The organism is Stenotrophomonas sp. YJH_SMC_53, from assembly GCF_059369995.1.
On the sequence record NZ_JCAFTF010000018.1, the window covers coordinates 21,376 to 44,650 of the forward strand.

Consider the following 23,275-nt stretch of genomic DNA (forward strand, 5'->3'; position numbering starts at 1 on the left):
CTACAAACTAGAAATCGAACAACTCAGACAGGAAGCTGCCTTTTTTCTTTTTCTTGTATCCGTGGCCCCGGTTGTCCTCGTAGCGCTGGCCCAAGTGGCGGGTATCACGATGCATCACCGGCGGCGGCGTGGTCGCCGGCTGCGCCTGCACAGGTGCCGGCGGCGGCAGCGCAGCGCCGGCGCGTTCGATGATCTTGTCCAGCTCGCCACGGTCCAGCCACACGCCACGGCAGCCGGGGCAGTAATCGATCTCGATGCCATGGCGCTCGGCCATCTGCAGGGTCTGGGTCTTGCACACGGGGCACAGCATGGGCATGGCTCCTGAAGGTCCGGCAACGACTCTACCTGCCCACCGATGACTGTGCGGTAACACATGACCGATGGCACACAGACTTCCGGCGCGTGCCAGCGTCCCCGGCCGCCTTCCACACTCCACGCTGGTTCCGCAGGGAGTGCGTGCATGACCGTCCTGTCCCGCCTGCCCGACGCCGCGCGCCTGCTGCTGGTGCTGCTCGGCGTCGGCGTTGGCCTGAATCTGCGCGATGTCGCTGCGGCCGCAGGCGCGCCGATTTCCGCCTTGCCTATGCCCTACGGCCGCAGCCTGCTGGACAACGCACTGGCCGTCCTGCTGGCGCTGCTCCTGGCCGCACTGCTGCGCCCGCGTGGGGTGGGCCTGATGGCCAGCCTGGGGCTGCACGGGAACGGCTGGCGCGGCCCGTTTTGGGTGCTGCTGGCCAGCCTGCCCTGCTGGCTGGGCCTGGCGGTGCTGGGCACGCCCAACACCGCACTGACCGCACTCGATGCGACGATGCTCGCCGTGCTGTTCCCACTGGCCGAGGAAGTGCTGTTCCGTGGCCTCGGCTTCGTGCTGCTGGTGAAGCTCATGCGTGGCCCATGGTCCCTGCTTGCGCTGCCGCAGGCGCTGCTGTTCGGTTGGGTGCACTGGCTGGGCTTCGGCGGCTTCGACGGCGGCGGCACTGCCCTGTTCGTCGGCGCGGTCATCGCACTGGGCGGCTTCATCTTCGCTTGGCTTGACCATCTGGACGGCGACACCCTGTGGTGCGGCCTGGTGCTGCATGTATCGATGAACATGGCGTAAAACGTGTTCAACCTCGACGACGCCGTCGCGCTGGGCTGGCAGGCCACCAGCCTGCGTATCGGCGCCGCGCTGCTGGCGGTGGCGGTGCTGGCCTGGCAGGTACGCCAGCGACGCCCGCGCCTGCTGTAACGCTCACTTAGCCTGCCGTGCACGCCGGGATCACCCCCGGCTTGCGCATACTTGCGCGCCTTTTCATTGCTGCTTGCCGGAGCTGTAGCGCCATGTTGCTGTCCAAGCGCCACGTTGAACCCCGCGTCCTGCTGATCGAGGACGCAGAGGAAACTCGCGAGCTGAGCCGTCTTGCGCTGGAAAGCCAGGCCTGCCACGTGGTGGGCGTGAGCTCTGCCGAAGCAGCATTGGGCCTGCTGGCCGCAGGTGAGCGTTTCGACCTACTGTTCACCGACGTCAACCTGGGCCCGATCAGCGGCATTGAAGCTGCCAACCGGGTCCGCGGCCTGTATCCCCAGCTGCCGATCCTGGTGACGTCGGGCATGGACCAGCACCAGGTGCTGCCGCAGCTGCGCGACGGCATTCATTTCCTGCCCAAGCCCTACAACATGAGCGAGCTGCTCGACGCCATCCGCCTGTGCTTCCGGCACGCCGATGTGGGCGTATTGATCGGGCCGGATGCGCAGGCAGCGTGAGGCGTTCATCCACACATGGCGTGGATCTACCGGGTTCTTGCAGTAGATCGACGCCATGCGTGGATGGCGCCCACCTTCAACCGCTGCTGTACGGTCCGGTACCCGGGAACACCTTCAGCAGCGCGCGGGTGATCATGTCCGGATACACGGTGAAGTGGTCCTCGTCGTCGATCACCATGTTCTCCACCTTCAACGAATGCCCGCTGGCGCGCAGCTGCTCGGCGAACTCGGCGTTGTGGCCCAGCATGTCGTTGCGGGTGAAATATCGCGGCTCCGGCTTCACCGTTTCGAAGCTGCCGATCGACAGCACCACCGTGGTCGGCTGCGTGGGCGCCTTGGCCTCGGCCTGCATGCGCGGCACCCGATGGTTGTCGAACCACAGCGACGGGCTTGACAGGATGTAGCTGTGGAACATGTCCGGGCGCGTGGTCAGCACGTAGGCGCCAAACAGGCCGCCATAGGAATGACCGGCATAGGCGCGCCGCGACGGATCGGTGCGGTAGCGTGCATCGATCAGCGGCAATACGCGCTCGGCGAGGAAATCGCGGTAATGTGCCGCGCCGCCGTAGCTGACGTCGTCGCTGTAGTCACGCGGATCGGTGCGCATCGGATCGCTGGGCGTGTAATCGCGCGAGCGGCTCTGCTTGGACGTCAGGCCTTCCTGCGGCGGCAGCCCGACCAGGATGAAATCCTCGATGTTGACGCCCTTCTGCCCCACCATGTTGCGCACGCTGCGCACCAGCGGGAAGCTGTACAGCGCGTCGGTCACATACAGCACCGGGTAGCGTTTCTCCGGATGCGCAGCGTAGTCAGCCGGCAGCGCTACCCAGATCGGGTAATCGCGGCCCACCGGATCGTGCACGCGCAGCGCTTCGGTATCCGGCAGCACCACGCCCGGCGCAGCGGTGGCCGCGCTTTCCTTCGCTTCATTCTGCGTTGCCGGTGGCGCCACCGACATCGCACAGCCACTCATGGCCAGGCAGGCCGCCATACTCCATCCACGCACACGCTGCATCCACACTCTCCCATTGCGGGCGGCGCACCGCATGGCACCGCTGCCGCACCCTTGCATGGCGTGCAGCCCGGTGCCAGTGCGGTCAGGGCGAGGCCGGCGGTGGTGCCGGGAACAGCGTGCGCAGCGCCTGCATTGCGGCCGGGTGATAGAGGGTCGCGTGCGTTTCCTCCGGCAGTGGCAGGTACTTCACCAGCGGCGACGGCGAGGCTTGGTGCAGCAACTCGGCCGGTCGTTCAATCCTTTAAGCGAAAGGATCAAAGCGACTACGAGAATAAGTGCAGATGCCAGAAAGGGATAGGCGATGTAATCGAGGGATGTGCCACCTCGAAGCTGCCCCGCTAATAACAGGGAAAAGGTCGCAGGTCCAGCCAGATTAGCCGCTGCCGAAGTCGCCATATAAATACCCTGCGTACGGCCAGCGTCACGCGCGGCCGCTGCGTCTGCGAGCATCGATTGCAACGCAGGCGGGCCAAATGCAGATAACGCCATGATTGGAACCCCTGCGTAGAACCATCCTGATGTGGGCGCCAAAGCGTAAACAACGAATCCTACAATGCCACACGTTAAACCGACAACTAGCATGAAACTTGGCCTAAACCTTCTCGCGGCCCTTTGATAGACAGCAACCTGCACTATCAGTGTGCAAAACCCAACAGCAGCCAATAGCGCACCAATGTCTTTAACACTCCACTGATACCGACTCATGACAAGTAACGCAAGGGCTGTCGGATAAACAGTGTTCGCTAATGATGACAAGAATGTGATGAACATCAATCGTCGCCATTGGACTCTAGCGGCAATCCCCGGCTCCACCAAATCCGCGAGGCTCGCGGTAAGCGACGGTGCAGGATTCGTCAAAAACAATCTGCAAGCCAAAGCATTCAGCATGGCGACGAGCGCGCCAACCGCAAGAGGCAGGCGCCAACTAATATCCCCCAGGAGGCCGCCTACAGCTGGGGCAACAACATAGGCAGAGCCGAAAGCCGCGCCCAACCAGCCGTACGCGCGCGCCCGCTCTTCCGGCGCGGTCCAGTCCGCCACATAAGCAGAAGCTACCCCAGCATTTGCTGCTCCAATCCCGCAGATTAGTCGACCAATGATCAAGGAAGAAGCAGTTTGCGCAGCAGCCATGACGATAAACCCGCTACTGAGCAACACACTCCCCACGACCAACAGCCGTTTGCGACCTAGGCGATCAGAGCACCATCCAGCAAGAGGCGAAGCAATGAGTTGAGCGAGCGCGAACACCGATACCGATATCCCGATTAGTACGGCACTAGAAGATGCATCACCTGAAATTTCATTCAACGCAATGGGAATCGTGGGTGCAGCCAAACCAAAGGCGACATGATCCAAGAACACCGCCACGTAGGCTGGCGCTAAACGTGAATGCATAGCAGATTATCGTTTAATCGGAATGATTGTTATAGGGATCTCCACCTAGTGCCTGACCTCGCCAATAGGCCAGCTCGTGGACATCAGGGAAAGCAGCACCCATCTTCAATCCAAATAGAACTTCGAAGAGCGAATGTGATCCAGTCGGAAGCAAGTAGGCAATGGCAGCAGGCGTGAGCCGAGGGTCGCCATCGGCACCGAGAATACGGGCAAACTTCATCATATCCGCCGCCGTGTTTGAGGGGCCGGTTATCACAGGCTCTTGCAAAGCTGCCGCAGCCTTAGCAAATACCGAGTTCGACCGTATACAAACCAGACGAGCTCCGTCCAGCCAAGGAACATATTCTTCGCCGCGAGGGCTTCTCAGTGCAATCTCGACACCACTGAACGCGCCACCTTCGCGCAGAAAATCGGTACGGCGATGTCCGCTCCAGCACCGGCTGGATCGGCCTAGGTCGGGAGGGCGGATCCTAGTGTCGGATTGCCAGAACTTGATCGGGTCTGCGGGCGGACAGAGAACCTCCCGGTGAGAGAGGAGCTGCGACCTTTGTAGCTTCGATTTTGCGTGTTCGATCAACTCCAGACAAAAGTCGACGTCCAGCCCGGCGTTTCGTGCGGCCCTGGCAGCCTTTGACCGAGCTCCTCCTGCTATGAGATCCGGGAAAAGGACAAAACATATGGTTCGCCAAACGGTGGCTTGCAACTCACGAATGCTACCCGAACCACTAAGCACCAGGTGAAGGTCAGCGATGTTCCTAAGCCGACCAGCAAACGGCAACGGGATGGGGCGCAGTATTGACAGGTAGGATTGGGTGAGTTGGTGCAGCTTTCCCGCCCGCGCAATTCCGCCTAGCTCATTCGCTCGTTCAGAAAGGTAGCGCTTACAGACCTCCACCAATTCAATAGAGAACATGCTGACTGAGTCGTACTCCGCAATACGGTTGCCAAGCACTCGCTCGCTTCGTCTAAGCTCTCTATCATTATGAACTTGGAAATTGATCGCAGTGGCTAGCATTAGGTCTTGTGAGCCAAAAATCCCAAGACAGGAGCGCGCCTAAACCAATCATCAGCCAATGCCAACGGACTCGAAAAATAATCTGGGTGCCAACGACCATCGGGCTCGAAGACGGACTCGAGTACGAGACCGACAGCCAAGAGAGCAGTCAGATAGTCAGACAACCGGCGATGAATGTTGAGCGTGGGAATGCCCGAGGGGCCGCCGCCGGAAGCCGCCGTAAGATTCAAACCTATATTGCCGTATCGATCGATCATGTACCGGACGCTCGACTCACTCAGCGCGCCCCATCCGTGCACTGGGGGCTTGAAGCAAGGATGCAATATAGTCACGAACAAACGCCCTCCCACCTCCAGTCGACTCGCGAGCCAGCCTAGCGTTCCACCAAGATCTTCAACGTCATGAAGCACCATATTGGCGACAACAACGTCGAACAGTGGCGACCGAGCCGAACCTTCCAGATCTTCGATTAAGTAATATGCCGCAAGGACCCCATTCGTCTTGTGTCTCGCAATTTCCCGCATTTGTGCGGAATGATCGACATACGTCACTATCGCGCCATTCTCATGCAGGAACTCCGAGAGTTCGCCACTCCCGGCACCGAAGTCCAGGATCCTTAGTCCGCTTACGTTGCCAAGCTGCTCTCTCAGGCTTTGTCTGTAAATTAGCTCTTCGGTCCAGCGATTTCCGGCTCTATGCTGCTCCCAGGACTGTGCTGCATCATCCCAGCGTTGGCGCGACTGCTGAAGAAAGCCACTAGTTAGACCTTCTCCTACCCGATACAAGTATTCCGCCAGATCTTCCCTGAGCCTGCTCGCTAGAACGCCCACGGCCACATCTATCCCAGCGGCGCGCAATCGGGAAACTCCGGTTCCTGCAACCAACGGGTTCGGATCCTCAAGGCCCACGACCACCCGGGCGATCCCAGCGTTTATAACCAGGTCCGTGCATCGCCCCGTTCTTCCTACATGGCTGCACGGCTCCAGGGTGACGTACAGTGTGCTATTGGGTGGGACCGCTGCTTGCTGCCTAAAGCACATGGCTTCAGCGTGTTCGTGACCAGGAGCTTGAGTCCAACCTACGGCGAGTAATTTTTCCTCGTGGACCAATGCGGCTCCAACGGGCGGGTTTGGATAGGAAATTCCCTGCGCACGTCGACCTGCCAGTAGTGCGCAACGCATCCATCGCTCATCACTTGGGATTTCCATCGTCAGTCGGCCGAGGCTAGCCGTTCCTTATGCACTTCGAATCGCACTCCCTGCTTACACGCTGAACAATCATCAGGTGATTCGTTGCGAGGAGTGTCCTTCACCAAGAGCGCCCGTAACGGATGCCTTAGCTTCGCCAGGGATCCCTGGGGTGATCCGCCACGTCGGTCAACAATCACTAGAGAGCCCACGCTCTGAAGTCCAAGCGATTCAATGGCTTCTTCAGCTGATGCGATCGTACCTCCCACTGACACGATGTCGTCGACGATCAAAGCTCTTGCGCCCTTCTTCAAGCTATACCCGCGCAAGACCATCATCTCGCCCTCCGGCCCCTTATCGAAGAACAGAGCGGGGAGTTCGCAATGTAGGCCTACCGCATGAGCGAGGATAGCTCCGCCAATCGGAGGGCCAATTAGAACTTCTGCGCCGGTTTCTTTAACTATCGACGCCATACGGCGGGCAATCTCAGCGACGAGATCGGGCATTGCCAGCAATCGAGCCTTCTCCCAAAACTCGACCGTGTGATGACCAGACTTGATCGCGAAATGACCTTCGCTGATCGCACCAGCCTGGCGGAACAGATCCTCAATTGAGCATTCCATAGCCGGTGCAAGCCTCGGCAAGGTCTCAATGGAGATCAAGGCAGCATCAAGTGCGGCTGCCACACTTGGTGCATCAAAAAGCTCGGCATTACGCGCCTTCCTGCTAACGCGCGGCACCAGATCCCTGAAAATCGTGGGGGCACAGCCCAGTGCGTCGCCATCTTGACCTATGGCGATACGCTTGCCTTCATCCCAAGCGATCGTTAGCTCATTGAGCGTGCCAGTTTGCCCTCCGACCGCTACGACGACGTCTGCGGATCTAACCAGCGTAACATTTCGTCCTTTGTATCCCATCCCGGTATAGATCATCGTTGCATAGAGAGACGGATCTTCGCCGGTGAGGTCGATATGCGATCTGGCATCTGTGGCAGGAGAGATGCCGACTACTGGGACATCGCCCTGGGCCGCCACTTTTGCCAGCAGACTAGACACGCCTCCGCCGGTGCCAGTCAGCAGAGTAGATCGATGATGTTTCGCGATCCGTACAACATCTTCAAGTACTGAGCGAGCCAGTAGCTCGCTATCGCCCTGAAATGAACTGACTCCTAGCACTGCGACTTGACTCGTCATCCACACACCCCCACGGACTCCCGTTCCACACGACCATCGCTCCAGAACGAATAACACTGACTCCCGTCGATGTTGACGCTCCTGACGTCGACGCCAGGAACGGCCTTACGATAGTGTTCAGTGAAGTCAGATCCTTCGAAAGAATCCGTGAGACAAATAAAGGTTGGGCTCAATGCCTGCAGCGCAGAGGCGTCATTGTGTGTCGGTCGTCCATGTGAGCTCGCGATGTATAGGGCGGCAGTGACGCCATTCTGCTCGATCGCGCTTATCAGTTGATCAGCTTCAGCGTCGCTACCGATCATAATGCGATGTCCGGCATATTCAATAAGGACGGGTGTCGCTGATCGATTGAGCGAATGGTACTCGCCATCCGACTTCACTTGAAACTGTTCAGACGGCAAGAGATTCGACACCTTTACACCGCACAGGCCATCAATCACCGTCCAACGATCCGTACCGCGTATGTAGGTTGAATATTGCTGCCAAAGAGGAGCTTCCAAGCCACCGTAGTGAGGACATGTGCTTAGCGAAACAGAGGGGGTGTAGCCAGGGGGATACGACACTCCAGAATGATAGATCCGCGGCCGCACCTCCGACGATGAGACAAAGCTCGCAAGGGTTGCGAAGTGATCGAGATGCTGATGAGTGACAACAATGACATCTAGACGACACTTCTGCCCCAGAACATCTTCCAAAATGGCTTTCCCATGGTGAAAACCGCAATCAATAAGGAGACTCTCTTGATTCGGCGTCTGTACATGTATCAGATCTCCCGCGAGCACCTTGTATACAGTTACGCGTAGCGGGAAGTGAGACTGCGTTCCAACATTATCCATAAGCGCAAGAGAACTCATAGCGACTGACTGCACCTCGTTCCATGTCGTGAGGGCGATGAAGCTAGCACAGCTTGCGGGACCGAGGGGTCGCCCCTGAACTTTTCAGATTATTCTCAAAAAAGGGGTCAACTTTCGCAATTGACCCGGTGTCGCCCGGCAATGTCGGATGGATGTGGATTGAGCCAAGCGGTGCGTAGGTTTGATTTTGAGGATGGGCCGGTCGCTATCCGACTGCAGTAGTCCTCCGCACGTACATACGGCCTGAGGTATGCACACAAATGCCCGCACCATCTATCCCCCCTTTCTGTAAGAACAGGCCAAATGCGGCACTTTAGAAGCATGTGTCGTTCCACAGCTCACTGCGAGCATACGCATCAAGCGTGATCATCACCGCACTCACTCCAGCTCGATCGCAGTGCAACCGCCAAGAGAATGGTGCGCGCCGCACCTTGCACCCAACGGAGAGAACAGAGATGAAACTACAAAGACGACTTCCGTTTATCTGGTCGCACCCATCGGAGGGCCGTTGCTGAGTGACTGCCAAGAATGACTACCGAGCTCACCTCGACGGGCAGACTTGATTCCGTCGGCCCGACCATTGCCATCGCGGCCATGATCGATCCGGCAGTGACCTAATTTCTATCTCCAACAACCCTGGATGCTGCTCGACCCGCTGCCAGTGCGATCAGGGCGAGGCCGGCGGCGGCGCCGGGAACAGCGTGCGCAGCGCCTGCAACGCGGCCGGATGATAGATCGTGGCGTGGGTTTCCTCCGGCAACGGCAGGTACTTCACCAGCGGCGACGGCGACGCCTGTTGCAGCAGCGTGGCCAACTGCGCGGCGGACGCAGCCAGCTCTGGCTGCCCACTGCTGGCCAGGAATACGCGCGGCTGCGCACGCGTCACCGCCGGCAGCTGCTTGGCCGCCCCGGCCAGCATTGCACCACGGTTCCACCACAGGCTGGGGTCCAGCGCGATGTAGCTGTTGAACAACGTTGGCTCCTGCAGCAGCGTCTCGACCACGAACAGGCCGGCCAGCGATTCACCGATCAGCGCGCGCTCGTCGGTGGTCGGGTAGCGATGGCGTACCTGCGGCATCAGTTCATCGCGCAGGAAGCTGCGATAGGCCGCCGATCCACCAATGCGTGGCGCGATCTTCTGGTCCTGCGGGTCGTTGCTGGGGCCGGTCATGTCGCGGCGGCGCTCGGTGTTCTCGATGCCGACCAGCAGGAACGGGCGCATGCTGCCGTTACCGGTCAGCACCTGCACCAGCCCAGCCACATGCAGGAAGTCCTCGCCGATACCGCCGTCGGGCATGTAGAGCACCGGCAGCGGCGTCTTCGGGTCCAGGCCCCATGGCTGCGGGCGGTAGACGTTGATGCGGCGAGTCTCGCCGAGCGCCTTCGATTCGATGGTGAAGGTTTCGCCAATGACCAGCGGCGTAGCCGGCGTTGTCTGCGCGGACGGCGCCGGTTCGGCGGCCATCAGTGGCGTGGTGGAGACAGCGGACAACAACAGCGACAGCACGATAAGGCGCATGGGGAAAACCCATCCTGGGAAAGAGACCGAGGATACCGCCCTGCCGCAGGCATTGGCGGCTTCGGCACGCTCAACACCCCTGCCGGATGCGTAGATCCACGCCATGCGTGGATGGACCACTGTAGAGCCGAGCCCACGCTCGGCTCGGCATTGGCGCGAACCGCAGCCGAGTATGGCTCGGCTCTACAACACCTCACCCAGGCGCGGACGCCAACACCTCGGTCGTCGCAAATACACCGACATTTGAGGGCATGACTCGCTGGTCGTGCCACCACTGCAGGCGAAAATCACGCCAACTTTCCGCGTGATACATCACGGCATCGTCGCCGCCACCAGCTGTTCTCGACATCTTCCACCGTGATAGGCCGGGCGCAAGCATGAACACGTCGCGCGCTGTCGCTTGCTGCATCAGATGTGCCTGCGCCACCATCGTCGCGCGCCTGGGTACTGCATTTCTCTTCGGAGAATCCTCATTGAAATCCAAGCGCGTGCGTAAACACCATGCAGCGCCACCGACAACGGGTGGCACCGGGCCTGCAAGCCCGCAATGACATTCACGCTGTTGTTTGCGCTCACCCGCCGACACTGTCCTTGGACCGTGCCGGCGGGCGATCCGTCGGCCTTCATGGTGGGCGGTGCGTGGGGGCCTTCGGGCCCGCCGGTTACTGCGTGATGTCATTCCGGCTTGCAGCCACGCATCGCCCGCCACCCGCCCTGCGCGGTGGCACGCCCACTCCAGAGCCGAGGAAGCCGAGATGACTGAACGTCCGCCCTATGCTTCAGATACCGCCAGCACCCACGATGACGACGACAACCCTTCACCCGAACTGAGCACGTTTCTGGGCTGCCTCAAACGCATCCGCGCGGGCGAAGGCGCCGATGGCCTGCCCTGGCCTGAAACCCGCATTTCCGCAGGGCGCGGGGTTGCCCTGTCGCGGGTGGAACGGGCCGCCATCGGCATGCTGACCGTGGCGGAAATGCTGCACGCCGCCGACCGCTGCCGGGCAATGGCCACGCCGGACCGGCATCTGGATGCCGGCGTGGTTGAAGGGCTGTTCTTTGCCGTCCGCGGGCTGGCGGAACTGGTGTGCCGGGATGTGCGGCCGGAGTAGATGCCGCGGTGCCACGAACTGGACCATACTGGGGCCGGACCGACCCCGAGTCCCATCGAAGCCTGCAAGGAGGTTTGCATGTTGAATCTCGTGATCGTTGCCGCACTGGCTGCTGGCCCCGTTGCATCCGTACCGTACGCCGATTGCCTGCTCAGCAACATTCAGCCTGGCCTGTCCGATCGCGCTGTGCAACTTGTGCAGCAGGCCTGCGCCGCGAAGCATCCCGACAGTTTCCTTGCCTCACTGGAACTGGAGCGCACCTACAGCGTCCAACGACAGGCGCGGTTCGATGCGGATCGTGCCGCGGCCGAGCGGGCCGCCAATGCAGCGGCCTCTGCCGCACAGGCAGCGGCGGAGCGCGAGACGGCGCGAGCGCAGGGTGCCAAGACCAAGTAGGGGTTGGCACAAGCAACAAAAAAGGCACCGCTTGGCGGTGCCTTTTTGAATGACCTGGATCATTGATGCAATTGGTGGGCCGTGAAGGATTCGAACCTTCGACCAAAAGATTAAAAGTCTTCTGCTCTACCGACTGAGCTAACGGCCCGGTGCATTGCCCCGGCCTTTCGGCGGGGTGGGCATTCTACCCTATTTTGGCCGGTCGCGTGGAACCCCGGTGTGTCGGGGTTGCCGGCCGGCGGCCGGCACTACCAGCGGGATTAAACCTTTGGCGCCACTGGCGCATCCCATCTGGGGTCCTTTCTGGAGCCATGGATGCGTCTGATCGTCAGCCTGCTTGCCGCCCTGCTGCCCTACACAGCATTGGCTTCGCCGCCCCAGGTCGTCACCGACGACATCGCCCGCTTCTGGGCCACCTATGACGCGGTGCGCGCCGAACCCGATGCCGAGCGCCGGGTGGCGCTGGTCCAGCAGCGCTACATCGATCCGGGCAGCCCGGGACTGCATGCGCTGATGCAGGTGCGCAACTACACCGCCCGCGAATACGCCGAGGCCATGAACGCGTGGCCGCGCTTCTGGACATCGGTGCGGCCGCTCACCGCCAACGCAAAGCAGGCCAGTGCCACGCTGGAGCGCGATCTTGTCGCCTTCCGTGCGCTCTACCCTGCCCTGCGCCCGGCCACCATCACCTATGCGGTGGGCGTGCTGCGCACCGGTGGCACCACGCTGGATGACAAGGTACTGATCGGCGCGGAGATGGCGCTGGGCGATGAGCGCGTGGACGTGAGCGAGCTGCCGGCGAAGATGCGCGACCGCCTGCGGATCTTCTACGACAGCCGGCCGGGTGCGAACAACGCGCAGAACAACCTGCACGAATACGTGCACACCCAGCAGCGCGAGACCACCGGCAGCCTGGCCCAGTACGCGGTACGCGAAGGCGTGGCCGAATACGTGGCAGAGCGCATCAGCGGGCGCCGCCCGGCGTTGCCGCTGTACACCTATGGGCCAGCGCACGAAGCGGAAATCCGCGCGCGCTTCCGCACGGAGATGCACGGGGACAACCTGGACAATTGGCTGTACAACAGCGCGCACAATCCATTCGGGGTGAGTGACCTGGGCTACTACGCCGGCTACCGCATTGCGCAGGAGTACATGCGCCGGCAGACCGACGAGAGGACTGCTGTCGCGCGGATGATCGAGTTGGACTATGCCGATCCGGCTGCGGTGCGGGCGTTTATTGACGCGTCGGGATGGTTGCCTGATGAGGCTGCCGGCCAGCGGCCGGCACTACCAGACTCCAGCCGCCGGTAGCGCCGGGACAGAGAGTGCGAACCAACGGTTCGCACCCACCACGGGGGGGCATCACCCCCATTACCTCAAGCGTACAGCGTGGGGTCGGGCACGCCGGCCTCGGCAAAGCCCTGCGCGCGCAGGCGGCAGGCATCGCAATGACCGCAGGCGGCGCCGTTGGCGTCGGCGTTGTAGCAGGACACCGTCAGGCCGAAGTCCACGCCCAGGCGCACGCCTTCGCTGACGATCTGGCCCTTGCTGAGGAACTGCAGCGGCGCGTGCACCTTGATGCCCGCGCCCTCCACACCCGACTTGGTGGCGAGGTTGGCCAGCGCCTGGAACGCGGCCACGAACTCGGGGCGGCAGTCCGGGTAGCCGGAGTAGTCGACGGCGTTGACGCCGCAGAAGATGTCGTTGGCGCCGAGCACTTCGGCCCAGCCCAGGGCCAGCGACAGCATGATGGTATTGCGCGCCGGCACGTAGGTGACCGGAATGCCGGCACCGCCGGCCTCTGGCACGTCGATGTCATCGGTCAGCGCCGAGCCACCGATGCTGCGCAGGTCCACGTCCACGGTCTTGTGCGCGACCACGCCCTGGGCCTTGGCCACGCGGGCGGCGGCATCCAGTTCGGAGGTATGGCGCTGGCCGTAGCGCACGCTCAGGGCATGCACGGCAAAGCCCTGTTCCTGGGCCATGGCGATGACGGCGGCTGAATCCATGCCGCCGGAGAGAAGCACGACTGCCTTCTTCATGGAAAATCTTCCGGTTGGGAGGGGAAAGCCAGCACGCTGTCCCGCGCCGGAGCTACATCAGGGAACGCTGCGCCGGCTCATCGGCCCGGCTCGTCGTTCCACAGGATTTTATGCAACTGCATCTGGAAGCGCACCGGCAGCCGGTCTTCGACGATCCAGTCGGCCAACTGCCGCGCGCTGATCTCGCCCTTGCTCGGCGAGAAGAACACGGTGCAACGCTTCACCAGGCCGTGCTCGGCGACCATGGCCTTGGCCCAGTCGTAGTCCTCGCGGTTGCAGATGACGAACTTGATCTGGTCGCGGACGGTCAGCAGCGGCAGGTTTTCCAGGCGATTGCGGACGGCTTCGGCCGAGCCCGGCGTCTTGATGTCGACCACGCGCGACACGCGCGGGTCCACTGCACTGACATCCAGCGCGCCGGAGGTTTCCAGCGAGACATCCATGCCCGCATCGCACAGCTTCTGCAGCAGCACCAGGCAGCGCTTCTGCGCCAGCGGCTCGCCGCCGGTCACGCAGACGTGGCGGACGCCTTGGGCCAGCACCTCGGCCACGATGTCGTCGATGTCCCACCAGGTGCCGCCGTGGAAGGCATAGGCGGTGTCGCAGTACTGGCAGCGCAGCGGGCAGCCGGTCAGGCGCACGAACACGGTCGGCCAGCCGGCGGTATCGGCCTCGCCTTGCAGCGAGGTAAAGATCTCGGTGATCTTCAGGCGCGGCAGCGGCGACTGCACGATGTCGCTGGGGGTGGCGACGGCGTTTGACGGGGTAACGGCGGTCATGGCGGGTACTTCTTGGTGGGACACGTGGCGGGTGGGCTACCGTGGCCGGTAACGAAAGCAGCCGAGCATGGCTCGGCTCTACAACAGCAACCGGACGGCTTTGCTGGTCCGGAAACGAAAGCAGCCGAGCGTGGGCTCGGCTCTACAGGGCACCTATTGTACGCCCGCCCAGCGGATCAGCGGATCTGCCTGCCCAGGCGGATGGACTGCAGACGGTCCTGCGCGGTGCGCGCGGCATCCGAGCCGGGGTACTGCGCCACGACGGTCTCCAGCGTCTGCTGGGCCTGGTCGACCTTTCCCTCGCCGTACTGCGACAGGCCGATCTTGAGCAGGCCGCCCGCGGCCTTGTCGTGGGTCGGATAGCGCGAGAGCAGCTCTCGGAACTGGGTCTCGGCCATCGGGAAATTGCGGGTGGCGTAGTAGCTCTCGCCCAGCCAGTACAGCGCGTTCGGCGCGTAGACGCCGTTCGGGTACAACTCCAGGAAGCTCAGGAACAGCTGCGCCGAATCGTCGTACCTGCCGGCCTTCAACGCATCGAAGGCAACGTTGTAGGAGGTGCGCTCATCGCCGGTGGCGGCAAGGCTGCCAGCATCACCATGGACGGAAGGCGGCCGCTCGGAAGTGGCCGCCGCTGCGGGTTTTGCCGGGGCCGGTGCGGCCTTCGGCGCGCTCGCCGGAACGGGCGGCAGGGCCGGGGCGGCGTTGCCCCCTTCCAACCGGTTCAGGCGGCTGTCCAGATCCAGGTACTGGTCCTGGGCGGACTGCTTGAGCTGGGCGTTGTCATGCTGCAACTGCTCGATCGAGGCCTGCAGGCTGGTGACCTGCTGCCGCAGCTGATTGATCTGGTTCAACAGGTCCTGGTTGGCACTGTTGTTGTACATCTGCTGCTCGAGCGCGCCGACACGGTCAGCCAGGCTCTGTCGCTGTGCGTGCGCCGGTGCGGCAGCCACAAGGGCTGCCGCAACGACCAGCATCAGTTTGATGCCAATGCGCATGGATTACTGCGCGGTGTAGACGATTTCGACGCGACGGTTCTGCGACCAGCACGACTCGTTCGACTCGGTGCAGACCGGACGCTCTTCACCGTAGGACACGACGGTCAGCTGCGAAGCCGAACCACCGTTGGCCTGCAGGGCCGAGCTGACGCCGTTGCCACGACGCTCACCCAGGGCCTGGTTGTACGCGCGCGAACCGCGCTCGTCGGTGTGGCCCTGCAGGGTGATGCGCGAGGACGGACGGTCACGCAGGTACTTGGCGTGGCACGCCATGATGGCCTGGAATTCCGGCTTCACGTCTTCCTTGTCCAGGTCGAAGTAGACAACGCGCTGGCGCAGGCAGGCGTCGGTGTCCAGGTCGCCCGGGCCGTACAGGCCGGAGGTCGACGGACCGGTCGGGGTGGTGGTCGAGGTGCCGGTGTCGACCGGGGCTGCCGGCTCTTCCTTCACCTTCTTCGAGCAACCGGCCAGGACGGCCACAGACAGCAGGGAAACAAGCAGAACGCGGGTGGACTTGTTCATGGCGATACCTTTGTGGCTCCTAAGCCGATGAGGGGTTCAAGACAACGAAAATATTAACACTCTTTTAGCGCTGGGTACGGTATGGGGACCATGCCGGTTCGCGCACATCACCGTCGGCCAGGACCAGGCGCTGGCGAACCCGCGCATCGGCCGAAACGGCATACAACACACCACGGCCACCTTCGCGGGCGGCGTACAGCACCATGCTTGCGTTGGGCGCAAAGCTCGGAGATTCATCCAGCGAACCCGGGGACAGCGTGCTCCAGCGGGGCGACCCCAGCGAGCTGTCCATCATCGCGATCTTGTAGCTGTTGCCCGAGCCCTGGGCGACGGCGATCTTCTTGCCATCGTAGGACACCGAGGGCTTGGCATTGTAGTTGCCCTGGAAGGTGACGCGCTCGGCGCTGCCGCCACCGGCACCGACCTTGTAGACCTGCGGACGGCCGCCGCGATCGGAGGTGAAGTACACCGCGCTGCCGTCCGGTGCCCAGGTCGGCTCGGTATCAATGGCGAAGTGGTTGGTCAGCTGGGTCAGCTGCTTGCTGCCCAGGTCCATCACGTAGATTTCCGGGTTACCGGAGCGCGACAGGGTCAGGGCCAGCTTGCGGCCGTCCGGCGAGAACGCCGGGGCGCTGTTGATGCCGCGGAAGCTGGTGACCAGCTCGCGTGCACCGGTGCCGATGTTCTGGATGTAGATGGCCGAATTGCCACGCTCGAAGCTGACGTAGGCCAGCTTGCTGCCATCCGGACTCCACGACGGCGACAGCAGCGGCTCGGCCGAGCGCACGATGGTCTGCGGGTTGAAGCCATCGGAATCGGCCACCATCAGCGCGTAGCGCATGGCGTCGCCCTTGCCACTGGCGGTCACGTAGGCGATGCGGGTCCAGAAGGCGCCGCGCACACCGGTGATCTTTTCGTAGATGGCGTCGGCCATCTGGTGGGCAACGTCGCGCATGGCGTTGCCACGGGCAGTCATCGCCAGGCCCAGCAGGCGCTCGCCCTTGGGCACGTCGAACAGTTCGTACTCGACGCGGTAGGCACCCGCACCGGCATCAAGCACGCGGCCGACCACGATGTAGTTCTGCTTCAGCGCGCGCCAGGTCGCGAACTGGATATCCCCCCCCCGCACGGGCTTCTCGACGATCTGCGCTTCCGGCAGCGTGCGGAACTGGCCCGAACGCTCCAGATCGGCACGGACCACGCCGGCGACGTCGGTCTGCGGAGCGGCCGACGAACCCTGATAGGGCATCGGCACGATGGTGATCGGCAGCGCGGAGGCATTGCCGCCGATGATGTCGATATCCAGCCCCTTCTGCTGCGCGACGGCAGCAAAGGGCAGCAACAGGGCCGCAAACACGGCAAGCCAGCGAGGCATCTTTTTCATGGAGCGCTCAATAAGGGGAAACCGGAACGAGGGATAACAAAGCAGGAGTGAACCGCTTCGCAATCATGAACCAAGGGTACGTGAATTCCGGGTCAGTTCCAGCCCGTCTTCTCACGCACCGTTAACGTCGTGGCTAACATCGCACCGTCTGCCCTGGTCACGCCGCCCCGGAGGACGGTGTTCGACAGCAGCCCACAGCCTGCCCGGTCGAAACCGAGCACACCAGAGGCAAGCGCGACAACGGTGGGCGCGGTTGGCCCGAAAGCCTCCCTGGCCGACTACCTCAGCGATCCTGGGCAGTAAAAGTGAAGTTGAGCGTGCGTGCGAACACCGACTCGAAGCCACGGTACGGCAGGGGCTGCGCGTTGAGCACGGCGGCCTCGATCGAACGCTTGCCGGCCTCGTCGTACGGGCAGTTCGGGCTGACCTTGGCCTGCATCACCGTGCCACCCGGAATCTGGGTGATGGTGATCTGGCAGCGCTGGCCCAGCGGCACCGTGTCCGGCCGCACCCACTGCGACAGCACCTTGGCCTGGATCGCCGCGGCGTACTTGGCCGAAAGATCATCGCTGTTGCCACCACCACCGGCAGCCGGCTGGGACGCACCGCTGGAACCGGCTGCGGCACTGCCGGCGGCATTGCGCGCAGCAGCCACCTGGCGCAGCTTCTGCTCGGCCAGCTTGGCTTCCTTCTCGGCCTGCTCGCGACGGGCACGGATCTCGGCGATCTTCTTCTGCTTCTCGGCCTCGGCCTTGTCCGCAGCCTGACGCGCCTGATCGGCCAGCTTCTTCTTCGCGTCTTCTTCCTGCTGCTTGGCCAGGCGCAGCTTCTGCTCGGCCTCTTCCTGGCGCTTGCGTTCGGTCAGGTCGATCTGCTCCTGGCGGCGCTTGGCTTCCTGCTCCTGCCTGGCCTTCTCCTGTGAGATGGCCAGCGCACTCACCGCTTCCTGGTCCTTGGTATCCGGCTGCGCGACACGCTCCTGTGCCTGTTGCTGCTGCGGCGTGGGGGCGTCCTGTGGGCGCGGCTCGGGAATCGGCTGTGGCGGCGGAATGGTGTCTTCCGGCACCGGAACCGGCTCGGCCACCGGCGGCGGCAGGTCCTCCAGCTTTTCGGACTGGCGCAGAGCCTGGCGGGCGGCGGACGCCTCGGACGCGGACAGGGCCAGGCTGGCCTCCACCGACGGATCACCGGCGGCGGCGTCGGTGTTGCGCTCGGGCGACCAGAACCAGGCCACGATGAAGACCAGCGCGACCAGCAGGTGCACCAGCAACGCCAGCGCCAGGGGCAGGCCCCAGCCGGGCTCGCGCTGCTGTGGAGGTGGCAGGGCGTCAGCGTGCATCGGTGGCCAGGCCTACCTTGTCTACCTTGGCGCGCTTGATCACATCCATCGCGGCGATGACCTTTTCATAGGCCACGGTACGGTCGGCGGCGACGATCACGCGCACGCCCTTGTCCTGGGCGGCGATGCCGGCCAGGCGGCCTTCCAGTTCCTCGGCCGACACGGCGGTCGGCTCCTTGGCGTCGGGCAGCTTCAGGCTGAGCTGGCCGTCCTGGCGCACCGAGACGATCACCGGGTCCTGCTTGCTTTCCAGCGCCTTGGCGTTGGATTGCGGCAGGTCGACGTCGAAGCTCAGGGTGAGCAGCGGCGCGGTGACCATGAAGATGATCAGCAGCACCAGCATGACGTCGATGTAGGGAACGACGTTGATTTCCGATTTCAGCTTGCGGCGCTTGCGGCGACCGATGGCAGCGGACATGGCTTGGACTCCCGGGTCAGGCGCTTACTCGTCGCCAGCGCTCTGGCGCTGCAGGATGGAGCTGAACTCTTCGGCGAAGGTCTCGAACCGCACCGACATGCGCTCCACGCGGGTGGTGAAGCGGTTGTAGGCCCACACCGCCGGGATCGCCACGAACAGGCCGATGGCGGTGGCGAACAGGGCTTCGGAGATACCTGGCGCGACGGCGGCGATACCGGCCTGCGCACCGCTGCTGATCATGTCGTGCATGGTCACCATGATGCCGAACACGGTACCGACCAGGCCCACGTACGGGGCAGTCGAACCGATGTTGGCCAGCAGTTCCAGGTTGCGCTCAAGCTGGTCCACTTCGCGGGTGTAGGTGGTGCGCATGGCACGCTGCGCGCCTTCCAGCTGCGCACGGCCATCCAGGCGGCGCTTGTCGCGCAGGCGGGTGTACTCGCGGAAACCGGCTTCGAAGATGGCTTCCAGGCCGGTCACGCTGCGGCTGCGGTCGGTGGCGGCGCTGTACAGCTTGCCCAGGTCGGCGCCGGACCAGAAGCGGTTCTCGAACTCGTCGGCTTCGCGGGTGGCCTGCTTGAACACGCGGGCCTTGCGGAAAATGATCACCCAGCTGACGAACGAGCCGACCAGCAGCAGCAGCACGATGATCTTCACCGGCAGGCTGGCCTTGGCCATCAGTTCGAGGTAGTTGATGCCGCCGCCGGTGGTGGCCTGGGCAAGGGTCTGTGTCGCGGCGTTGCTGACGTCGGCCGGCAGTGCCTCGGTGACCGTGGCCTGCAGGGCCAGGAGCGTTGCGATCATCCGTTGTTCCTCAGTGTTCGGATTCGGGGTGGAGGTGGGGTTGCAGCATGGCAAGGACGGCCTCGTCCATGCCACGCGGGCGGAAACTGGCCGCTTCCAGTGCGGCGATGCGGACCTGGGCCGACAGCAGCAGCTCGCCGTCGCGCAGGATCTGCTGGTCGAAGACCATGCTGGCCTTCTTCAGCTGGACCAGGCGGGCGCTCACCTGCAGGGTGTCATCCAGCCGTGCCGGCCTGATGAAATCCATCTGCATCGAACGCACTGCGAAGACCATCCCGTGCTCGGCGCGCATGCGCTCCTGGCCGTAGCCGAGAGCACGCATCCATTCGGTCCGTGCCCGTTCCATGAAGGCGACGTAGCGGGCGTGGTAGACCACGCCGCCTGCGTCGGTATCTTCCCAGTAAATGCGTGTCGGCCAACTGAATAGTGGCTCAACCGACATCGGGAACCTCCGCGAACAGGTCCTGCGGCGGGTTCTTCGGCTTCAGGCCCATGTGCCGGTAGGCCTTGTGGGTGGCCATGCGGCCGCGCGCGGTGCGCACCAGGAAGCCCTGCTGGATCAGGTACGGCTCGACCACGTCTTCCAGCGTGCCGCGCTCTTCGGACAGCGCCGCGGCCAGCGATTCGATGCCGACCGGGCCGCCGTCGAAGTAGTCGACCAGGGTCTTGAGCAGGCGCCGGTCGAGCTCGTCGAAGCCCTCCGGATCAACCTTGAGCATTTTCATCGCGGCCTGTGCCACGGCCTCGTCGATGTGGCCGCCCGCTTTCACCTGCGCATAGTCGCGCACGCGGCGCAGCAGGCGGTTGGCGATACGCGGGGTGCCGCGCGCGCGGCGCGCGATCTCGCCGGCGCCATCAGCGGTGCAGTCGATGCCGAGGATGGTGGCCGAGCGGCGCACGATCCGGGTCAGCTCTTCGACGCTGTAGAACTCCAGCCGCTGGACGATGCCGAAGCGGTCGCGCAGCGGCGCGGTCAGCAGGCCGGCGCGGGTGGTGGCACCGATCAGGGTGAACGGCGGCAGGTCGATCTTGATCGAACGGGCCGCGGGGCCCTCACCGATCATGATATCGATCTGGAAGTCTTCCATCGCCGGGTACAGCACTTCCTCGACCACTGGCGACAGGCGGTGGATCTCGTCCACGAACAGCACGTCGTGCGGCTGCAGGTTGGTCAGCAGTGCGGCGAGGTCGCCGGCCTTCTCGATCACCGGGCCGGAGGTCACCCGCAGGGCCACGCCCAGTTCGTTGGCGATGACGTGGCTGAGCGTGGTCTTGCCCAGGCCGGGCGGCCCGAAGATCAGCACGTGGTCGAGCGCGTCGCCACGCCCCTTGGCCGCTTCGATGTAGATCTCCATCTGCTCGCGCACCGGGGCCTGGCCGAGATAGTCGGCCAGGCGCTTGGGGCGGATGCTGGCGTCGGCGGCGTCATCCTCGCGGGTGGCGCCGGCGCCGATGATGCGGTCGTCGGTCATGCCGTGATTATGCGGTAAATAGTTGCATTCCGGGGCCGGAAGCACGGTAGTGCCGGCCGCTGGCCGGCAACCCATGAACACCGGCGGTGTGGCGGATGCCGGCCAGCGGCCGGCACTACCAGACCTCAGATCTCGACCTGGGCCCCGAGTTCGACCAATCGGTTGCCCGGAATGCGGAAGAAGCCCGTGGCCGGCGCGGCGTTCCGGTGCATCAGCGCGAACAGCTTGTCGCGCCAGATCGGCATGCCGCGGTTGGCGGTGGCCACGATGGTTTCGCGGCTGGCGAAGAAGGTGGTGTCCATCGGGTCGAAGTAGATGCCACCGTGGTCGCACGAGCGCATCAGCGCCAGTGGCACGTCCGGGGTCTCCATGAAGCCGAAGCGCACGTAGACGCGGTAGAACTCGTCGCCCACCGATTCGATCTTCAGCCGCTGCCCTTCCATCGCATACGGGATCGGCAGGGTCTCCACGTGCAGGAACACGTTGCGCTCGTGCAGCACCTTGTTGTGCTTGAGGTTGTGCATCAGCGCATGCGGGGCCACGGTCGGGTCGGCGGTGAGGAACACTGCAGTGCCCGGCACGCGCACCGGCGGTGCCAGCATCAGCCCAGGCAGGAAGGTATCGAGGCGGATGCCGTCCTTGCGGATCTCATCGCGCAGCAGCTCGCGGCCACGGCGCCAGGTCCGCATCATGGTGAACAGGAAGATGCCCAGCACCACCGGGAACCAGGCGCCCTGCAGCAGCTTGGCACCGTTGGCGATGACGAAGCCGAGGTCGATGATGAAGAACACCACGCACAGCGGCAGCAGCCAGGCGCGCGCCTTCGGCCACAGCGAACGGGCCACCAGGGCCAGCAGCAGGGTGTCGATCAGCATGGTGGCCGACACCGAGATGCCGTAGGCCACCGCCAGGTTGGACGAGCTGCGGAAGGCCAGCACCAGGCCGATCACCATCACCGCGATGCCCCAGTTGATGCCTGGGATGTAGATCTGGCCGATGGTGTCGTGCGAGGTGTGCTTGATGCGCATGCGCGGGATGTAACCCAGCTGCATCGCCTGGCGCGAGACCGAGAACGCACCGGTGATGACCGACTGCGAGGCAATCACCGCCGCCATGGTGGCCAGGATGATCATCGGGTACAGCGCCCACGGCGGCACCGCCTCGAAGAACGGGTTTTTCAGCGCCTCGGGGTGGTTGAGCACCAGTGCGCCCTGCCCCAGGTAGTTCAGCACCAGGCACGGCAGCACGAAGAAATACCAGGCGTGGCGGATCGGTTTGGCGCCGAAGTGGCCCATGTCGGCGTAAAGCGCCTCGCCACCGGTCACCGCCAGCACCACTGCGCCGAGGATGAAGATCCCATGCCAGCTGTGCTCCATGAAGAAGCGGATCGCCCACCAGGGGTTGAACGCCTTGAGCACTTCCGGAGCATCGACGATGTTGTAGATGCCGATCGCCGCCAGCGAGATGAACCAGACCGAGGTGATGGGGCCGAAGGCCTTGCCGATCTTCTCGGTACCGAAGCGCTGCGCCGCAAACACCATCAACAGCACCACCACCGTGATCGGCACGATGAAGGCATGCAGGCCCGGCGCGGCCACCTCCAGGCCCTCCACCGCACCCAACACCGATATCGCCGGGGTGATCACGCCGTCGCCGAAGAACAGCGAGGCACCGAAAATGCCGAGGATGCCGACCACGTAGGCCGAGCGCGAGCCGTTGCGCAGCGTGCGCTGGGTCAACGCCATCAGCGCCATGATGCCGCCCTCGCCGTCGTTGTCGGCGCGCATGATGATGGTCACGTACTTCAGCGTGACCACGATGTTCAGCGCCCAGAACGCCAGCGACAGCACACCCAGCACGGTGTCGTGGTCGCTGTTGAGCCCGTAGTGTGGCGAGAACGCCTCCTTCAGCGTGTACAGCGGGCTGGTACCGATATCGCCGAACACCACGCCGATCGCACCGATGATCAGCGCCATGCCTCCTGCTGGAGGGGCGTGACCGTGGCTGCCGGGGGCAGCTGCGTGCGGGGTTTGACTGCTGGACATGGGACTCCTGGCGACGCTCAGGCGGTTCGTTGAAGGAAAGGGACGC

22 protein-coding genes, 1 tRNA gene and 2 pseudogenes are annotated in these 23,275 nt (G+C 63.4%); 5 read left to right on the forward strand and 20 right to left on the reverse strand.

The window, feature by feature from the left end; translation table 11 throughout:
• Positions 1-7: 7 nt before the first annotated feature.
• A complete protein-coding gene (locus AC5P7X_RS19560) occupies positions 8-310 on the reverse strand; it encodes a TFIIB-type zinc ribbon-containing protein (RefSeq protein ID WP_329843657.1) in 303 nt (100 codons plus the stop codon).
• A gap of 150 nt (positions 311-460) precedes the next feature.
• Between AC5P7X_RS19560 and AC5P7X_RS19565 the strand changes: the two are divergent.
• Both AC5P7X_RS19565 and AC5P7X_RS19570 read left to right on the forward strand, forming a co-directional pair.
• Positions 461-1,228, forward strand: a pseudogene (locus AC5P7X_RS19565) (CPBP family glutamic-type intramembrane protease).
• A gap of 92 nt (positions 1,229-1,320) precedes the next feature.
• Complete coding sequence (locus AC5P7X_RS19570; protein WP_005418495.1) at positions 1,321-1,743, forward strand: response regulator; 423 nt, start codon at positions 1,321-1,323, stop codon at positions 1,741-1,743.
• A 76-nt stretch (positions 1,744-1,819) separates the two neighbouring features.
• Here AC5P7X_RS19570 and AC5P7X_RS19575 read toward each other — a convergent pair whose 3' ends face one another.
• The 7 genes and pseudogenes from AC5P7X_RS19575 to AC5P7X_RS19605 form a co-directional block, all read right to left on the reverse strand.
• A complete protein-coding gene (locus tag AC5P7X_RS19575; RefSeq protein ID WP_495215271.1) occupies positions 1,820-2,758 on the reverse strand; it encodes an alpha/beta hydrolase in 939 nt (312 codons plus the stop codon).
• An 82-nt stretch (positions 2,759-2,840) separates the two neighbouring features.
• Positions 2,841-2,990, reverse strand: a pseudogene (locus tag AC5P7X_RS19580) (alpha/beta hydrolase); the annotation flags it as partial.
• On the reverse strand, positions 2,945-4,153 hold the full coding sequence (locus AC5P7X_RS19585; protein ID WP_134972406.1) for an MFS transporter: 1,209 nt from the start codon (positions 4,151-4,153) through the stop codon (positions 2,945-2,947). The pseudogene AC5P7X_RS19580 and the gene AC5P7X_RS19585, both read right to left, overlap by 46 nt.
• Positions 4,154-5,167: 1,014 nt before the next feature.
• Positions 5,168-6,376 (reverse strand): methyltransferase domain-containing protein, encoded by a 1,209-nt coding sequence (locus AC5P7X_RS19590; RefSeq protein ID WP_329843655.1) that lies wholly within the window; start codon positions 6,374-6,376, stop codon positions 5,168-5,170.
• 2 nt (positions 6,377-6,378) lie between these two features.
• A complete protein-coding gene (locus AC5P7X_RS19595; RefSeq protein ID WP_253136180.1) occupies positions 6,379-7,548 on the reverse strand; it encodes an SLOG cluster 4 domain-containing protein in 1,170 nt (389 codons plus the stop codon).
• Positions 7,545-8,402: an MBL fold metallo-hydrolase gene (locus AC5P7X_RS19600; protein ID WP_134972925.1), complete on the reverse strand. Its 858-nt coding sequence runs from the start codon at positions 8,400-8,402 to the stop codon at positions 7,545-7,547. The genes AC5P7X_RS19595 and AC5P7X_RS19600 overlap by 4 nt, the downstream gene beginning before the upstream one ends.
• 667 nt (positions 8,403-9,069) lie before the next feature.
• On the reverse strand, positions 9,070-9,921 hold the full coding sequence (locus tag AC5P7X_RS19605; RefSeq protein ID WP_329843610.1) for an alpha/beta hydrolase: 852 nt from the start codon (positions 9,919-9,921) through the stop codon (positions 9,070-9,072).
• A 755-nt stretch (positions 9,922-10,676) separates the two neighbouring features.
• On the opposite strand from AC5P7X_RS19605, the gene AC5P7X_RS19610 reads away from it, so the two are divergent.
• Positions 10,677-11,033: a hypothetical protein gene (locus tag AC5P7X_RS19610; protein WP_253136189.1), complete on the forward strand. Its 357-nt coding sequence runs from the start codon at positions 10,677-10,679 to the stop codon at positions 11,031-11,033.
• Positions 11,034-11,111: 78 nt separating this feature from the next.
• Positions 11,112-11,429, forward strand: coding sequence for a hypothetical protein (locus AC5P7X_RS19615; protein ID WP_206620868.1), 318 nt, complete (start codon positions 11,112-11,114; stop codon positions 11,427-11,429).
• 72 nt (positions 11,430-11,501) lie between these two features.
• Here the strand turns inward: AC5P7X_RS19615 and AC5P7X_RS19620 are convergent.
• A tRNA-Lys gene (locus AC5P7X_RS19620) sits at positions 11,502-11,577 on the reverse strand.
• Positions 11,578-11,744: 167 nt separating this feature from the next.
• On the opposite strand from AC5P7X_RS19620, the gene AC5P7X_RS19625 reads away from it, so the two are divergent.
• A complete protein-coding gene (locus tag AC5P7X_RS19625; protein WP_495215272.1) occupies positions 11,745-12,740 on the forward strand; it encodes a DUF2268 domain-containing putative Zn-dependent protease in 996 nt (331 codons plus the stop codon).
• 65 nt (positions 12,741-12,805) lie between these two features.
• Here the strand turns inward: AC5P7X_RS19625 and queC are convergent, their stop codons facing one another.
• The 11 genes from queC to AC5P7X_RS19680 form a co-directional block, all read right to left on the reverse strand.
• The gene (gene queC, locus AC5P7X_RS19630) at positions 12,806-13,471 is read right to left on the reverse strand and encodes a 7-cyano-7-deazaguanine synthase QueC (RefSeq protein WP_005410745.1); all 666 of its coding nucleotides are present in this window, start codon (positions 13,469-13,471) and stop codon (positions 12,806-12,808) included.
• A gap of 77 nt (positions 13,472-13,548) precedes the next feature.
• Entirely contained in the window at positions 13,549-14,250 is a 702-nt protein-coding gene (gene queE, locus AC5P7X_RS19635; protein ID WP_065178898.1) for a 7-carboxy-7-deazaguanine synthase QueE, read from the reverse strand.
• A 176-nt stretch (positions 14,251-14,426) separates the two neighbouring features.
• Complete coding sequence (gene ybgF / locus AC5P7X_RS19640; RefSeq protein WP_053499377.1) at positions 14,427-15,245, reverse strand: tol-pal system protein YbgF; 819 nt, start codon at positions 15,243-15,245, stop codon at positions 14,427-14,429.
• Positions 15,246-15,248: 3 nt separating this feature from the next.
• Entirely contained in the window at positions 15,249-15,767 is a 519-nt protein-coding gene (gene pal, locus AC5P7X_RS19645) for a peptidoglycan-associated lipoprotein Pal (RefSeq protein WP_005418510.1), read from the reverse strand.
• 64 nt (positions 15,768-15,831) lie between these two features.
• Positions 15,832-17,151, reverse strand: a complete 1,320-nt coding sequence (gene tolB, locus AC5P7X_RS19650; RefSeq protein ID WP_005418511.1) for a Tol-Pal system beta propeller repeat protein TolB — start codon at positions 17,149-17,151, stop codon at positions 15,832-15,834.
• 283 nt (positions 17,152-17,434) lie between these two features.
• On the reverse strand, positions 17,435-18,490 hold the full coding sequence (tolA, locus tag AC5P7X_RS19655) for a cell envelope integrity protein TolA (protein ID WP_069139342.1): 1,056 nt from the start codon (positions 18,488-18,490) through the stop codon (positions 17,435-17,437).
• Positions 18,480-18,908, reverse strand: coding sequence for a protein TolR (gene tolR, locus AC5P7X_RS19660; RefSeq protein WP_065196677.1), 429 nt, complete (start codon positions 18,906-18,908; stop codon positions 18,480-18,482). The genes tolA and tolR overlap by 11 nt, the downstream gene beginning before the upstream one ends.
• 24 nt (positions 18,909-18,932) lie before the next feature.
• Complete coding sequence (tolQ, locus tag AC5P7X_RS19665) at positions 18,933-19,712, reverse strand: protein TolQ (RefSeq protein ID WP_005410752.1); 780 nt, start codon at positions 19,710-19,712, stop codon at positions 18,933-18,935.
• 10 nt (positions 19,713-19,722) lie between these two features.
• Positions 19,723-20,154: a tol-pal system-associated acyl-CoA thioesterase gene (gene ybgC, locus AC5P7X_RS19670; protein ID WP_005418514.1), complete on the reverse strand. Its 432-nt coding sequence runs from the start codon at positions 20,152-20,154 to the stop codon at positions 19,723-19,725.
• Positions 20,144-21,184, reverse strand: coding sequence for a Holliday junction branch migration DNA helicase RuvB (ruvB, locus tag AC5P7X_RS19675; protein WP_005418515.1), 1,041 nt, complete (start codon positions 21,182-21,184; stop codon positions 20,144-20,146). Before ruvB ends, ybgC begins: the two co-directional genes overlap by 11 nt.
• A gap of 125 nt (positions 21,185-21,309) precedes the next feature.
• Positions 21,310-23,229 (reverse strand): potassium transporter Kup, encoded by a 1,920-nt coding sequence (locus AC5P7X_RS19680; RefSeq protein WP_072167670.1) that lies wholly within the window; start codon positions 23,227-23,229, stop codon positions 21,310-21,312.
• Between the last annotated feature and the right edge of the window lie 46 nt (positions 23,230-23,275).